Here is a 15,180-nt window from a genome sequence, read left to right as displayed (position 1 = left end):
CTCATCCTTTCTATTTCTGCTGCTGTTCTTCGCTTATTTTCTTATCGACAGCCGCCTGAATAAATCCTCTGAATAAAGGATGTGCATGATTCGGGCGGGATTTGAATTCCGGATGGGCCTGAGTTCCTACATAGAACGGGTGCCCTGCGATCTCGATCATCTCTACGATATGATTATCAGGGGAAGTTCCTACGATATTCATTCCCTTCTCCTGAAGTTCTTTACGGAATGCATTGTTTACTTCATAACGATGTCTGTGGCGCTCATGGATTTCTTTTTTGCCAAAGAGTTCATAGGATCTGGAACCTTCTGCAAGAATACATGGATAACTTCCAAGTCTTAAGGTTCCACCGATATCTTCGATATCTTCCTGATCCGGCATTAATGCAATTACCGGATGCTTTGTCTCCGGATTCAGTTCAATACTGTTTGCATCTTCGTATCCAAGTACATGGCGGGCAAATTCTACGATTGCCATCTGCATTCCCAGACAGATTCCAAGATATGGAATCTTATGTACCCTTGCATACTGTGCTGTCAGAATCATTCCTTCTGTACCTCTGTTTCCGAAACCACCCGGAACCAGGATACCATCTACATTGTGAAGCTGCTGATCCAGATTTTTCTCTGTCAGTTCTTCGGAATCAATCCAGTCAAGCTCTACTTTGGCTCTGCAGGAAATTCCACCATGTTTCAGTGCCTCTACTACACTGAGATATGCATCATGAAGCTGTGTATATTTTCCTACAATTGCGATCTTTACTGTTTTATTCGGATTTCTCAGACTTTCTACCATTTCCTCCCAGTCACTTAAATCCGGTTTTCTGTTTTCCAGACGGAGACTTGAAAGAACTACATCTGCAAGCTTCTCTCTTTCCATTGCAAGAGGAGCTTCATATAAATATTCCACATCCAGGTTCTGAAGTACATGTGATACAGGTACGTTGCAGAATAAAGCAATTTTTTCTTTAATGTCCTCTGTCAGCTCATGTTCACTTCTGCACACCAGTACATCCGGCTGGATTCCCATTCCCTGAAGTTCCTTTACGCTTGCCTGTGTAGGTTTTGTTTTCAGTTCTTCAGATGCCTTTAAATAAGGAATTAATGTTACGTGGATCAGGATTGCATTGTCATGTCCCACATTGAGCTGGAACTGACGAATTGCTTCCAGGAACGGTTGGCTTTCAATATCACCGACTGTTCCTCCCACCTCGATAATGGCAATCTTGTTTTCCTCCGGTGATTTGGCGCGGTAGAAACGGCTCTTAATCTCATTTGTAATATGAGGAATTACCTGTACGGTACCCCCGCCGAAATCCCCGTGACGTTCTTTCTGAAGAACAGACCAGTAAACCTTACCGGTTGTCACATTGGAATTTTTATCAAGACTCTCATCAATGAATCTCTCATAATGTCCCAGATCCAGGTCTGTCTCTGTACCATCGTCTGTTACAAAAACTTCTCCGTGCTGAATCGGGTTCATGGTTCCGGGGTCGATATTGATATAAGGATCAAACTTCTGCATGGTTACCTGGTATCCTCTCGCTTTCAGAAGACGCCCCAGAGATGCAGCTGTGATTCCCTTTCCAAGACCGGAAACAACTCCTCCTGTAACAAATACGTATTTCACTGCCATTTTGATTTCCTCCTCCATCATCCTTTGTTAATAAAAAAGCGTCAGATGCAGCTATCAGAGGGCACTTGACCCATCTGGTATTCTGCATCTGACGCCTTTGTCAGATCATCATATCTTCTATAATAATATGTTCAATTGGCTTTCTTTAAAAATATGCTATACTATAAAACATTTTTTTTCGTTTGTCAATAATGAATTTCCCGTTTTTAAGCAAAAACAAATCAAATAAGTTCCTTCTGATAAACTATGAAGCAGTTATATTTTATGGAATTACTCTGAACACAGTCATAATACAGAAAAAACGAATCTGTAGAAGTTCATCTTCCAGACCCGTCTTCTCTGCAATAATTATTCGGTTATAAAAATGCAAAATTTATGCAACTGCAAATTTCTTCAATGTACGATCAAATTCCCGGCTCTCCCCGTGGCAGTCTACTGTCAGTTCTCTGGTCAGATCCAGACTAAGTACACCAAGGATTGATTTGGCATCAATTAAAAATCTGTTGTAATAAACATCAATATCAAAATCACATCTGCTTGCAGCATTCACAAATTCCTGCACCTCTTCAGTTGCATTTAACTTGATTTTACTCTGTGACATCGTGATCACCCTTTCTGAAAACATTCTTTGTTTTTTTCTATCAGACGCCCATATTATGTTCCACATTTCAGAATTTGTCAAGTTTTTAAATTTATCCAATTTTCATAAAGCGCAGGGGTTCTATTGTGCATTTTATTCGTTTATATATGTTTTCACAGCATTATTTTATACATTATGTATGGTTTCATTCTATATTGGTTTTACCATTATATGAGATTGATTCCATATATCATCGACAGGTTTCTGCATTTTTTATGAATTTTTGCGACTTAACACTTCACAATATCTGCAAACTCCGCATTTGTATAATCCGGAATCTCCATCGGATAATTTCCATCGAAGCATGCCTTACATAAGGGCAGACCGCCCGCCATTCCTTCCAGATAATCTGTCTGCATGTAGCCAAGAGAATCTGCTCCGATCATTTTACAGATTTCCTCCGTGCTGTGGCTGGCTGCAATGAGCTGATCATTTGACGGCACATCCGTTCCGAAATAGCATGGATGTAAAAATGGCGGTGAACTGATACGTACGTGCACTTCCTTTGCTCCCGCCTCTTTTAACATGTGGATCAGGTTTGCAATGGTTGTTCCACGAACAATAGAATCATCCACCAGAACAATCCTCTTATCTTTTACAACAGATTCCAGCACACTCAGTTTCAGATGAACACTGGACTCACGTTCTTCCTGAGTCGGTTTGATAAATGTTCTTCCAATATAGCTGTTTTTATAGAACGCAAATGCAAACGGGATTCCTGATGCTTCGGAGTATCCCTTTGCAGCAGGGAGTCCGGACTCCGGTACACCTGTTACAAGATCTGCCTCTACAGGATAAGACTTGGCAAGAGATTTACCGCCACGGATTCTGGCATCATAGACCTTCACCCCATCAATGGTACTGTCAAGTCTTGCAAAATATATATACTCAAACACACAATGCGCGCGTTTTGCAGCAGCAGACGCAAGCTCTTTATTTGACTTCAGTCCGTCTTTTGTGATCGTAAGAATCTCACCCGGCTCAATGTCACGGATAAATTCCGCACTTACAGATGTCAGAGCACAGCTCTCAGAAGCAATAACATAAGCATTTCCTCTTTTACCGAGACACAATGGTTTCAGTCCATATGGATCGCGGACTGCGATCAGTTTTCTCGGGCTCATAACTACCAGACCATATGCACCTTTGATCTTCTTTGCAGTCTTTAGCACTGCCTCTTCTACTGTTTTAGAATGCACACGTTCTCTTGCGATATGGAACGCAATAACCTCTGAATCTGTAGTTGTATGGAAAATCGCTCCATTCTGGATCAGTTCCCATTTCAGTTCCGGTGTATTAACCAGATTTCCGTTATGTGCAAGTGCAAGAGTTCCCTTTACATAAGACAAAACAAGGGGCTGTGCATTCTCTGCAACAGAAGCTCCTGTTGTGGAATATCTTACATGACCAATACCAATATCCCCCTCATATTTACGGACAACATCCTGTCTGAGAACTTCACTTACAAGTCCCAGATCCTTATGAAACTTCACATTTCCACGCTCTCCCTTAGTATCAGAAACTGCAAGTCCGCAGGATTCCTGTCCTCTGTGCTGCAGGGAAGTCAGTCCATAATATATGGACGGAACTACATTGCCGCCATCCAGATCATAAATTCCAAAGACGCCGCACTCTTCTTTTATTCCAGCCATCTGATTTCCTCCGATCGTATTCTCTTGTCTGACTTTAACTTTACTTTCAAAACCCGCTGACATTGTTTTCTTATGTTTGACGGGTTCCAAAATCAAATTATAATAATAGAAACAAATTTGTCAACCTATCCTTTTTTTGTCATATCTCAAAAATTTTTTCTGAATTTTTTCAAAAAAAGTGCTTGACATCTGTTTTCATTTCGTTTATAGTACAGCACATAAAGCAAAGGCGCTTTGGAAAGATTTACAGAGATCTCATCCAAGGCGCCTTTTTCGTTTTATAAAACTTTCGTTTCATAGAAAATGTTCGATGAGGAATTTTCTATGAGACGAAAACCGCAGGCAGTCACAATGGTGGTCTGCAGCGGCACTACACATATTCAGAAAATATTGCAAACCGAAAGGAGAGTACCTATATGGCACAGAATATCCCTGAACTGTACGGCAGCCTGGTCTTCAACGACAAAGTAATGAGAAGTAAACTGCCAAAAGACATGTACAAAGCATTAAAGAAAACAATCGAGAGCGGTACACACCTTGAACTTGATGTTGCCAACTCCGTTGCTGTTGCAATGAAAGAATGGGCTACCGAGAACGGCGCCACTCATTATACTCACTGGTTCCAGCCAATGACAAACGTAACTGCAGAGAAACATGACAGTTTCATTTCTCCTACAGGAGATGGTCAGGTAATCATGGATTTCTCAGGTAAAGAACTTGTAAAAGGTGAGCCGGATGCTTCCAGTTTCCCGTCAGGCGGTCTTCGTGCCACATTCGAGGCAAGAGGATATACAGCATGGGATCCGACATCACCGGCATTCATCAAAGACGGAACCCTTTACATTCCTACAGCATTCTGCTCCTACAGCGGAGAAGCTCTTGATAAAAAGACTCCTCTCCTTCGTTCCATGCAGACACTTGATAAAGAAGCTACAAACCTTCTCCATATAATAGGAAATAAAGATGTCAAACACGTAAATACAACTGTAGGTCCTGAACAGGAATACTTCCTGGTAGACAAGGAATTATACAAACAGAGAAAAGACCTTGTATTCTGCGGACGCACACTGATCGGTGCTCCTGCTCCTAAGGGCCAGGAAATGGAAGATCATTACTTCGGTGCTCTGAAACCTCGTGTCGCAGCTTATATGCATGACCTGGATGTAGAGCTCTGGAAACTTGGTATTCCTGCCAAAACAAAACATAACGAAGTTGCTCCTGCACAGCACGAATTGGCTCCTGTATTCGATACAACAAACGTTGCGGTTGACCACAACCAGTTAACAATGGAAGTAATGAAGAAAGTTGCCGACAAGCACGGACTTGTATGCCTTCTTCACGAGAAACCATTTGAGGGAATCAACGGAAGTGGTAAACACAACAACTGGTCTATGATTACAGATGCCGGTGTAAATATCCTTGATCCGGGAAAAACACCTGCTGAAAATACACAGTTCCTGATTTTCCTGACAGCTGTTATCAAAGCAGTTGATGAATACGCAGATGTACTTCGTATTTCTGTAGCAAGTGCAGGAAATGATCACCGTCTCGGTGCAAATGAGGCTCCGCCTGCTGTTGTATCCGTATTCCTCGGTGATGAACTGACAGAAGTATTAAAATCTATCGAAAATGACGAATATTTTGCAGGAAGCCGCGCAGTCCAGATGGATATCGGTGCAAAAGTACTTCCACATTTCGTAAAAGACAATACAGACAGAAACCGTACTTCACCATTCGCATTTACAGGTAACAAATTCGAATTCCGTATGCTTGGTTCCGAAGCTTCTGTTGCAAACCCGAACATTATCTTAAACACTGCTGTTGCTGAGTGTGTTCACCAGTTTGCAGAGCAGTTAAAAGATGTACCAGAAGACAAGATGGAGGATGCAATCCACGAACTGATCAAGAAGACAATTATTGATCATAAACGTGTTATCTTTAACGGAAACGGTTATACAGACGAATGGATCGAAGAAGCTACGAAACGTGGTCTCTTCAACCTGAAATCCACACCGGATGCTCTTCCTCAGTGGATCGCAGATAAGAATATTGAACTCTTTACCAAATATCATATCTTCACAAAAGAAGAAATTGAATCCCGTTATGAGATCTGGCTGGAATCCTATTCCAAGATTCTTAACATTGAGTCCAATACTATGGTTGAAATGGTACAGAAGGATTTCCTTCCATCTGTATTCGCATATATCGACAAAGTTGCAGCTACTGCTGTTGCTAAAAAATCAGTTGTTTCAGATGTCAGCACAGCTTCTGAAGGAAAACTGATCAAAGAGCTGTCACAGCTTGCTGATGAGATTTCCACAGGTCTTGAGACCTTAAAAGCAGACACTGCCAAAGCGCTTGCTACAGAAGATCCTCTGGCTAATGCAAAAGCATACCAGACAGTTGTTCTTTCTGATATGGATGAACTCAGAAAGTCTGTAGATGCAGCAGAAACTCTGATTCCGGATGCACTGCTTCCATATCCTACATATGACAAGCTTCTGTTTTCCGTTTAATTAACAGGTAATAACAGGGGAATATCTTTATGAACTCTACTTCATAATTCATTATCGATTTCCTCATCCATTAATCACACGATATTTTGATATTCCCCTGTTTTACATATAATTTTGATTTTAAACTGCATTGCATACAGTCATACGAAATGTCTTTTCTATTACATCAGTTATGCAATACACTATAAATATGGATTTTATATTCGCAAAAGCGCGATGAACTGGCTACATTTCCAGGCATTGCGCTTTTTGCATTTTATAAAATATGAGGAAATTTTTATGAGGGAGGAATATTATTATGGAATTTTCCGCAGTAAACACAATATGGGTGCTGGTCGGCGCCGCGCTGGTCTTCTTTATGCAGGCCGGATTCGCAATGGTAGAAACAGGCTTCACACGAGCCAAAAACGCAGGTAACATTATTATGAAAAACCTGATGGACTTCTGTATCGGAACCCCGGTCTTCTGGCTGGTCGGCTTCGGTCTGATGTTCGGTGCAGGTAATGGATTTATCGGAAAGATCGGTGGTATTGCAACAGAAGCACACTATGGTTCAGGAATGCTTCCTGACGGAGTTCCTTTCTGGGCATTCTTAATCTTCCAGACAGTATTCTGTGCAACATCCGCAACAATTGTTTCCGGTGCAATGGCAGAACGTACCAAGTTCCTTTCCTATTGCGTCTACAGCCTTATGATCAGTCTTGTTGTATATCCGGTATCCGGACACTGGATCTGGGGCGGTGGATTTATCAGCCAGATGGGATTCCACGATTTCGCAGGTTCCTGTGCAGTACATATGGTAGGTGGTGTGGCAGCTCTGATCGGTGCCATCATCCTTGGACCTCGTATCGGTAAATATACAAAGGACGGCAAATCAAAAGCTATCCCTGGACACAACCTTACAGTTGGTGCTTTAGGTGTATTTATCCTCTGGTTCTGCTGGTTCGGATTTAACGGTGCTTCCACAGTAAGTATGGAAGGCGATGCAATCGTAAGTGCAGGTAAAATCTTTGTTACTACTAACCTTGCAGCAGCTGTTGCAACTGTAACTGTTATGATCATCACATGGATACGTTACAAAAAACCGGATGTTTCCATGTCTCTGAACGGTTCTCTTGCAGGACTTGTAGCAATTACAGCAGGATGCGACACAGTTTCTCCTACATCCGCAGCAATCATCGGTATTGCTTCCGGTTTTATCGTAGTATTTGGTATTGAATTTATTGACAAAGTCCTGAAAATCGATGACCCTGTTGGTGCTGTCGGTGTTCATGGTTTAAACGGTGCTTTCGGTACTCTTGCAGTTGGTCTTTTCTCCGATGGATCAGGCACAGACTGGAAAGGACTTCTTACAGGCGGCGGCTTCCACGGATTTGGTGTTCAGTTCACAGGTATGATCATCACAATCGCATGGGTTGTTGTTACTATGACAATTATCTTCCAGGTAATCAAACATACAATCGGACTTCGTGTTTCAGCTGAAGAAGAGATCGCAGGTCTTGACTCCAAAGAACATGGTCTTGCAAGTGCTTATGACGGTTTCGCAATGGCTGGCGTTCCGACTCCTATGGGAACTTCCATAAAAGCTCCTGTTGTCACAGCCAGACCTTCTGCTCCTGCTGAATCAGTTCCCGAACTTCCGAAAGAAGGCGTTCATAAACTTACAAAAGTCGTTATCATCACACGTCAGAACAAACTTGATGAATTTATGCAGGCAATGAATGAGATTGGCGTTACAGGTATCACCATCACAAACGTACTTGGATGTGGGGTACAGAAAGGTGCTCCATCCTACTATCGTGGTGTTGAGATGGAAATGAATCTTCTTCCTAAGATCAAAATTGAGATTGTTGTAAGTCTCGTGCCTGTACAGAAGGTTATTGAAACTGCCAAGGCAGTCCTCCATACCGGTCAGATTGGTGATGGTAAAGTATTTGTATATGACATTGAAAATGTCGTTAAGATCCGTACAGGCGAAGAAGGTTATCTCGCTCTCCAGGATACAAAATAAATAAGCAATCAATAAATATCCTGCTATAAGGTCAGGAGCCCGGATTTATTCCGGACTCCTTTTTATTGTTCACTACCATTATGCAATCTGGGCAGATTCCAGCGATAATGTGCTGCCAGATACCGAATCAGTATGATTACGAAACAGGCTACCATCATAGCTTCCACATTTCCTACAAAACGATTCATGTACACACATACAACCGCTCCTACAATAGATGCGCATGCATAAATATGCTTTACAAAAATATAAGGCGGTACTCCTGCCATCATATCACGCATCAGGCCTCCCCCTACTCCGGTAATCGTTCCCAGAAATACCAGGAGAAACACATTATCCATATATCCACTGCGAATTCCTGTATTCACTCCCACTACCGTAAAAATTCCTAAACCGATAGAGTCCATCACCAACATGACTCTGTCATAGGTAAGCCGCATATGCCCTTCCAAAAGCTGCCGTTTCCAGTAAAAAACCAGAAAAACCACACAGGAAGTAATGGTAGCCACCAAGGCATATACCGGATTTGTAAACACATTAGGTGGAATAATCCCCAGCACAATATCCCGGATCATACCTCCGCCTACAGCTGTAACTACACCCAGTACGCTCACACCGAAAATGTCCATATTCCGTTCTACACCTACCATTGCCCCGGAAGCAGCAAAAGCAACCGTACCTGCCATTTCCATAAAAAAAGTTATAATACTCTGATAATCCATATTAACCTCTGACTTTTACATTTTAGTTCATACATTATATCATTTTTTATAACTTATGTGAAGCAGGATCCTGCTTTTTTAGACATCTTATTTTTTTATTTTCTTCACAGACGCTCCCTTAAACAAAGCTCCGTCTACTGAGAAACGATCAATCAACGTAGTCTTGGGATTCTCAATCAGATCGATCAGCTTCTCCGCAGCTATCCTGCCAATTGCCGCTGTGTCCTGACAAAGGGTGGTGAGCTTTGGCTCCAGAATTTTCGCAATATCAATTCCATCATAACCTGCAATAGAAATATCATCAGACAGCCGCTTCAGTATCGGAAGAACCCTGAACTGCAACATCCTCTGTAATAGATTTTACGCTTTCTTTTGTGTAATAGCCTCTCGTACCTGCTCAACGGACAGCAATGTGGTCTCTGCAATTTTATCAAGATCATGCTCTCCATTTTTCCACATATTCCATGCGATTTTTTTACTTCTGCTTACTTCTGCCTCATCACGTTCTCTATCTACAATTACCTGCATCGTCTTGCACATATCAGCCACTCCTTTCGGTTCCTCTTTAAAATATCTTACTCTCGCAGCTATTTTTGCATTATGCATTTCGTGATAATTAACACAGTTAAAATCATGCATTAGCCAGCCAACCTCATCATCTCCTCTGTAAGAGCCATTTACATATACAATATGTGCTTTATCATTAAACAGTTTCCCTGTTTCCTGTACTGTTCTTTCTATTGTATAAATCGGAAGTCCACCTACCAACACATCATTAGACGTTATAAATATGATATATGTCTCTGGCATCTCTGTATATTTACTTCCTGATGTTGTAAGTCTGGTATCAAATAATGAGCTGTTTAATCTGGCACGTTCTGGTACTGCCCCACTATCATCCTGTTGGACCTCGATATCGTACTGTTTTCCTTCGGAATCATTAGCGTATATATCTAATCTGACAGATCGTCCAAACAAATTTCCAATCGTCAACTGTGTAACAGATTTCGTTACCGTCAGATCATCTCTTTTTAAAATGATCTTCAAGAGTTCCTCAGTACACTCTAAATCACTGGAAAACACCTGTGTCATAAACGTATCATCCATTAACGTAAACTTGTTAATGGCGTCCATGCGTTCTGTATTTTTCTCGTCTAAATTCAACACCTGCATTCATTCACTTTCTTTTCATATTCTTATTATAAGTGCTTTCATTATACTTATGCAATAAGATTTTTTCGACAAAACAGGAAGAGAATCATGCATCCTCTTCCAGGTCTTAAATGGTATTTTTTACTTCTGCCATTTCCAACATCATTGTTACTTAACTACTTTTCCTGTAGGTGTTACCCCAATCCGGAGAACATGTGAATACAATTTTCCACCCTTTTTCTGTACCGCTTTGCAATTTCCCACTGCATACATTCCGGATGGATAGTGTGACTTTGAAGTAACCGTAAAAGTATTAGATGCATTATTATATCAGTTCATAGATGTCTGTTTACACTGGCTAGCCATTATATAAGAACAGTCCCCTTAAAACCCACTGTACCATCGTTGCATTGTCACTTTTTCTGTATATTCTCCACTGCTGTCCATACTCTACCCTGCTCACTGTCGAAGCAGCCCTTGTTAAAATTGGCTTTGATTCCCACTCATTAATTTCAGCGGCATATTCTGCGTCTATATTGTCGTCATTAGTGGAAATCAAATTCATGGATTCAATTCCTGCTTCTGATAGTTTTATGTTGTCATCCTGCATAGCAGCTTCAAAATCTGCCTCTAATACTTCGGCCTCACTGTCTGACTGCGTTGAGCCAGTGCTGTTTCCAGAATATGAAGTTTCTAAAAAATCATCCAGTCCCAGACCAATTCCATCTTTCATGGCCGATTCAAAATCTTGCTGTAGTTTTTTATCGCTCACGTCTGCTTGACACTCCGTTGCGAAATCATCATCGCACATTGCTCCTTCATCAAAAGAATATAACTCCGTTGATTCATCCGCATACACATCTGCCGCATGTACAGGCACTTCCAGCATTCCTATCAAAGAAATCATCAGTAAATATAGTGTAGCTTTTTTCATGATTTTGTCATTTCTTTCTCTTCTATTACTGCATATTTTCAGATTTATTAACTGAATTATTGTGTTTTTCCAAATCTTTAACACAAATAATAATTCCTCAATGTCATTTAGTTAAGCCTGCGTGACAATTTAAACAGAGTGTTGTTGAATATTTGAACACACTCTGTTTAGACGACGGCTATACGATAAATAGTACAAATCTTGCATCATCACCGAATATTTCATTTCATCTCCCGTAATGGATGTTCCCATGTATCCCTCTATAAAATCGAAGTATCCATTCGTTCCAGCATTCTTTTCCCAAGTATCTATCGAAGCCTTAATCCTTAGCAGACACATTACCGGAATCTTATAGTATTGTTGCATTTTCTTTAAATCTAACTCATGCTGCCTCCCTCTGGAAATAAGCAGCTCCTTTATTTCACTATTCGTGTATGGATCAAATGCCATAAGCAGGGCAGTTTCAAGCCGTTCATTATCCTCATTGCGAAAGTTTCCCGTGTCAAAACTTTCTCCGGTACATCTTGATTTAATATCAAACAATACAAGGGCAATTGCCTCTTTCATTCTTCTGCTGTTTGAAGCGGGAAACTTTCGATGGATTTTTAACGCATTACTTTCCATCGGCAAAAGAAGCATACTGTAAGTTTCCTCATCACCTTTTCTGATTTTTCCAAACTCTTTTTCCATTTGAGAGTATATTTTTCAAACTGATATAACTGCATTTTTCTTCTCTCTTCCTTTAGTTTTTATCCTCATTTTTTTCAAAAAACACTTGACAGGATAAGCAATATATGTTGTGTAAGCCTTGAATATAAACACATTTCAAGGAGGCACCCTATGACTCAAAACTTTTTAGCTGACTTAAAAACAACACTCGAAAACTGCATTGCTGAACTGGATGAACTTCATTTCATGTTCTGCCAAAACCCGGAAGCTGATTTCACAGGAAATCGTAAACTTTCTTTCCATGATTATATTCAATTTATGGTTCAAATGCAGAGTAAATCTGTTTCAAATGAAATCCTGGATTTCTTTGAGCATTCACTTGCAGCCCCTGCAAAATCTTCTTTTACCCAGCAGCATTTCAAACTCCAACCGGAAGGATGGAGCTTTCTGTTCCATATTTTTGTGGAACAGTGCAGGGAACTTTCTGATCAGCCCTATCACGGCTATCGCCTTTTAGCATGTGATGGTTCCGATGTCAATATAGCACGAGACCCAGAGGATGAAAGAACTTTTATCCATGAAGGCGAAAAGGGTTACAATGCGATTCACGTCAATGCTCTTTACGATATCATGAACCATACTTACTGTGATTTTCTGGTTCAGGGAAAAAAGAAGCTTCATGAACGTGCTGCACTGAATACCATAACTGACCGTTATCCCGATTCTGTGCCGGCAATTTTAATGGCAGACCGGGGATATGAAAGCTTCAATGTCTTTGCTCATCTTATTCAAAAGAATATGAAATTCATTATTCGCATGAAAGACATCAACAGTAACGGCATTCTTTCCGCTTATGATCTACCTGACAGTCAGTTCGATACCCATATAAAAACCACTCTTACCAGACGCCATACAAAAGAAACTCTTGGGGATCCCAATACGTATACCATTCTTCAGCAGACTACCGATCTGGATTTCCTGGATGAAAACTGTACATATTATGATATCGAATTCCGTATTGTTCGTATTCTTCTTGATAATGGGACCTACATCTGCATTGCCACAAATCTTTCGGAAGAAGACTTCCCCTTAGAAGAGATTAAAAAGCTTTACAGAATGCGCTGGAGCGAGGAAACAAGCTTTCGTGAGCTGAAATACACCATAGGTCTTGTTAACTGGCATAGCAGCAAGTATGACGGGATCCTTCAGGAACTCAATGCCCGGATGATACTATATAACTTCTGCGAATTTGTGACAGCTCAGGCCGTTGTGAGAACACGAGATAACACAAAGCATATCTACAAAATAAATTTCGCCACCGCAGTCAACATATGCAGAGCATATTTAAAACATAGCAGTGACGAAATTGAGACCATGCTTCTCATACAAAAGCACCTGACACCAGTCAGGAGCAACCGTAAATATCCTATCCGCCTCCGTCCAAAGAGAAATAGGGATTTCATGTATCGAGCGGCTTAAATATCATCACTATTATACTTCTTTTTCAGACAGATCTGCAATCTGTCTTTTTGGTATACGAAATTGTATTTTATGTTCTTCACAGGTAGTCATCTGGGGGGGGCAGACAGGACTTCCCATTGAACATAATATTTCTTAACTGAACCATGTTTTCTAAAGTCAAATAACGTGATATACTGTTTTTATCAGACGAAATGCTTATCTAAATGACATTGATAAAAATATATGTATGATAAATTTATACATATCTTTTTCAGTTTCCTTTTATTCCGCAGCAGATTCTGCTTAATTGCCCCTTCTGACATCTTATGTCTGGCGGCAATATTTTTAATGGATTCCATTACCCAATATCTCTGGACAAAATATCCCTGTCCCTGTCAGATAAACCGTCCAGGAAACGATTGATGATTTCTATCAGTTCCTCAGCTTCCATATGTTCATCTAAAATATGCGTTCTAGCGGTATTTAAACTTTCTACCTCTTCCGTTATGTTTGCAATATGCATATCCATCCGTTTTGCCGCATGCTTTTTTCTTAACATATCAATTGCGAATCCTCTTGTAATTTTTCCTAAGAAAGCTACCAGTTTTGGCGGCCTTTGGGGTGGGATATACCGCCATGCCGCAAACCATGTATCATTTACACACTCCTCGGAATCTTCCCTATTCATAAGAATCTTCCACGCAATAGAATAACAAGTGGAATTATACTTTTTATCAACTAATTGTATTGCATTTTCATCTCTTCTCCAGAACAAGTCTATAATATAAGTATCTTCCATACAGCTTTCTCCGATTTCGTACTTTCAAACATCCTGTGCAAATATCATAACAAAAAAGGCTCTCATAATAAACATCGTATTTCTTATGCTTTGGTTACGCTTTCTCTTCAAATTTCTGTTTCATGCTCTTATCTTCATCTACAATTCGTAGTATTCCCCCAATGGTGCAGAAACTTATTTTCGTTCTATATTCAAAAATTTCTGCCAAAGTGAGCTGTTTATATGTTATCATGTAGGTATATCTCCTTTAGGTGGATTGGTTAATTAGTTTCTAATCAATTCTATTTTACCATAAACCTTGAGGAGATATTTTATTTTAACGACAAAAAACACCGTATTTATGCAGTGTTTGGCGTTTCGCAAACGCCTATACGTATTCACTAAATGAAAGGAGACAAATATATGCAAGCAAAATCAAAAAACCTAATTATTGGGTGCATTGCTACAATGGCCATCGTTGCAACTATTTCAACTGTGCATGGACATGTCTGTTTGGATAAACCCTTCACTTCTCATGAACATACCTGGGAAATTATTGAAATCAAAGAGGGAAAGGAATATATTTCTTGTCCGTGCGGCTGTATGGAAACACGAGATCACAATCACAAGTGAAATATCGCACGCATTGAAGGGAATACTCTATTTTTTGTTGTGACTGTGGATGCAATGAGAGTTGTGACCTTAGTATGTTTGAGGAAGTGTCAGTTTGACACTTCTCAGGCTTACTGAAGTGGAAACCCTCGGTATGAGGACAGCCTATTTTGCTGTACTACATAGACGGTTCCGTGATATAGTGTTTCAGCCTAACCCCGGTATCCCTGCAGATTGTCGCATGTTTTCAGTTTCCTATTATGTAATCAATCCGTCTTTTTTGTCCGTTCTGTTTTTTCTTCTGCTGTCTGGCAGCTCTCTTTCTGTTTTTCAGGTTTTGTGAAGTCAACTTTACAGAATTTACTTTTCTCTTTCTCAAACCAATTTAAACTTTTCT

14 protein-coding genes are annotated in these 15,180 nt (G+C 40.4%); 4 read left to right on the top strand and 10 right to left on the bottom strand.

The window, feature by feature from the left end; genetic code table 11:
* Positions 1 to 10: 10 nt before the first annotated feature.
* The 3 genes from LI074_RS13545 to purF all read right to left on the bottom strand — a co-directional run bounded on the left by LI074_RS13545 (position 11) and on the right by purF (position 3,928).
* Complete coding sequence (locus LI074_RS13545; RefSeq protein ID WP_173698269.1) at positions 11 to 1,636, bottom strand: CTP synthase; 1,626 nt, start codon at positions 1,634 to 1,636, stop codon at positions 11 to 13.
* Between the two features lie 373 nt (positions 1,637 to 2,009).
* A complete protein-coding gene (locus tag LI074_RS13540) occupies positions 2,010 to 2,237 on the bottom strand; it encodes an HPr family phosphocarrier protein (protein ID WP_020993699.1) in 228 nt (75 codons plus the stop codon).
* Between the two features lie 269 nt (positions 2,238 to 2,506).
* Complete coding sequence (gene purF, locus LI074_RS13535) at positions 2,507 to 3,928, bottom strand: amidophosphoribosyltransferase (RefSeq protein ID WP_022381205.1); 1,422 nt, start codon at positions 3,926 to 3,928, stop codon at positions 2,507 to 2,509.
* Between the two features lie 416 nt (positions 3,929 to 4,344).
* On the opposite strand from purF, the gene LI074_RS13530 reads away from it, so the two are divergent.
* Positions 4,345 to 6,444 (top strand): glutamine synthetase III family protein, encoded by a 2,100-nt coding sequence (locus LI074_RS13530; protein ID WP_062807538.1) that lies wholly within the window; start codon positions 4,345 to 4,347, stop codon positions 6,442 to 6,444.
* Between the two features lie 298 nt (positions 6,445 to 6,742).
* The gene (locus tag LI074_RS13525) at positions 6,743 to 8,455 is read left to right on the top strand and encodes an ammonium transporter (protein ID WP_173698268.1); all 1,713 of its coding nucleotides are present in this window, start codon (positions 6,743 to 6,745) and stop codon (positions 8,453 to 8,455) included.
* A 62-nt stretch (positions 8,456 to 8,517) separates the two neighbouring features.
* On the opposite strand, the gene LI074_RS13520 is transcribed toward LI074_RS13525, so the two are convergent.
* From LI074_RS13520 to LI074_RS13500, 5 genes are all read right to left on the bottom strand, one after another.
* Positions 8,518 to 9,177, bottom strand: coding sequence for a trimeric intracellular cation channel family protein (locus LI074_RS13520; protein WP_117677529.1), 660 nt, complete (start codon positions 9,175 to 9,177; stop codon positions 8,518 to 8,520).
* 87 nt (positions 9,178 to 9,264) lie between these two features.
* Positions 9,265 to 9,522, bottom strand: a complete 258-nt coding sequence (locus LI074_RS13515) for a substrate-binding domain-containing protein (protein ID WP_226839487.1) — start codon at positions 9,520 to 9,522, stop codon at positions 9,265 to 9,267.
* Positions 9,523 to 9,537: 15 nt separating this feature from the next.
* Complete coding sequence (locus tag LI074_RS13510) at positions 9,538 to 10,350, bottom strand: PD-(D/E)XK nuclease family transposase (protein WP_019161176.1); 813 nt, start codon at positions 10,348 to 10,350, stop codon at positions 9,538 to 9,540.
* 337 nt (positions 10,351 to 10,687) lie between these two features.
* Positions 10,688 to 11,347, bottom strand: a complete 660-nt coding sequence (locus tag LI074_RS13505; RefSeq protein ID WP_019161175.1) for a hypothetical protein — start codon at positions 11,345 to 11,347, stop codon at positions 10,688 to 10,690.
* Positions 11,348 to 11,392: 45 nt separating this feature from the next.
* On the bottom strand, positions 11,393 to 11,953 hold the full coding sequence (locus LI074_RS13500; RefSeq protein ID WP_226839484.1) for a hypothetical protein: 561 nt from the start codon (positions 11,951 to 11,953) through the stop codon (positions 11,393 to 11,395).
* 150 nt (positions 11,954 to 12,103) lie between these two features.
* Here LI074_RS13500 and LI074_RS13495 point away from each other — a divergent pair, with 150 nt between their 5' ends.
* The gene (locus LI074_RS13495) at positions 12,104 to 13,411 is read left to right on the top strand and encodes an IS4 family transposase (RefSeq protein WP_118136687.1); all 1,308 of its coding nucleotides are present in this window, start codon (positions 12,104 to 12,106) and stop codon (positions 13,409 to 13,411) included.
* A gap of 340 nt (positions 13,412 to 13,751) precedes the next feature.
* On the opposite strand, the gene LI074_RS13490 is transcribed toward LI074_RS13495, so the two are convergent.
* Both LI074_RS13490 and LI074_RS13485 read right to left on the bottom strand, forming a co-directional pair.
* Positions 13,752 to 14,192: an RNA polymerase sigma factor gene (locus LI074_RS13490; RefSeq protein ID WP_243100377.1), complete on the bottom strand. Its 441-nt coding sequence runs from the start codon at positions 14,190 to 14,192 to the stop codon at positions 13,752 to 13,754.
* A gap of 94 nt (positions 14,193 to 14,286) precedes the next feature.
* Positions 14,287 to 14,424: a hypothetical protein gene (locus tag LI074_RS13485; RefSeq protein WP_019161172.1), complete on the bottom strand. Its 138-nt coding sequence runs from the start codon at positions 14,422 to 14,424 to the stop codon at positions 14,287 to 14,289.
* Positions 14,425 to 14,594: 170 nt separating this feature from the next.
* Between LI074_RS13485 and LI074_RS13480 the strand changes: the two genes are divergently transcribed.
* The gene (locus tag LI074_RS13480; RefSeq protein ID WP_019161171.1) at positions 14,595 to 14,804 is read left to right on the top strand and encodes a hypothetical protein; all 210 of its coding nucleotides are present in this window, start codon (positions 14,595 to 14,597) and stop codon (positions 14,802 to 14,804) included.
* The last annotated feature ends 376 nt before the right edge of the window (positions 14,805 to 15,180 follow it).

This window comes from Blautia sp. MSK18_10 (genome assembly GCF_020553185.1).
GTDB classification, from domain to species: Bacteria; Bacillota; Clostridia; order Lachnospirales; family Lachnospiraceae; genus Blautia_A; species Blautia_A wexlerae.
This window is presented reverse-complemented; position numbering and strand designations above follow the sequence as displayed.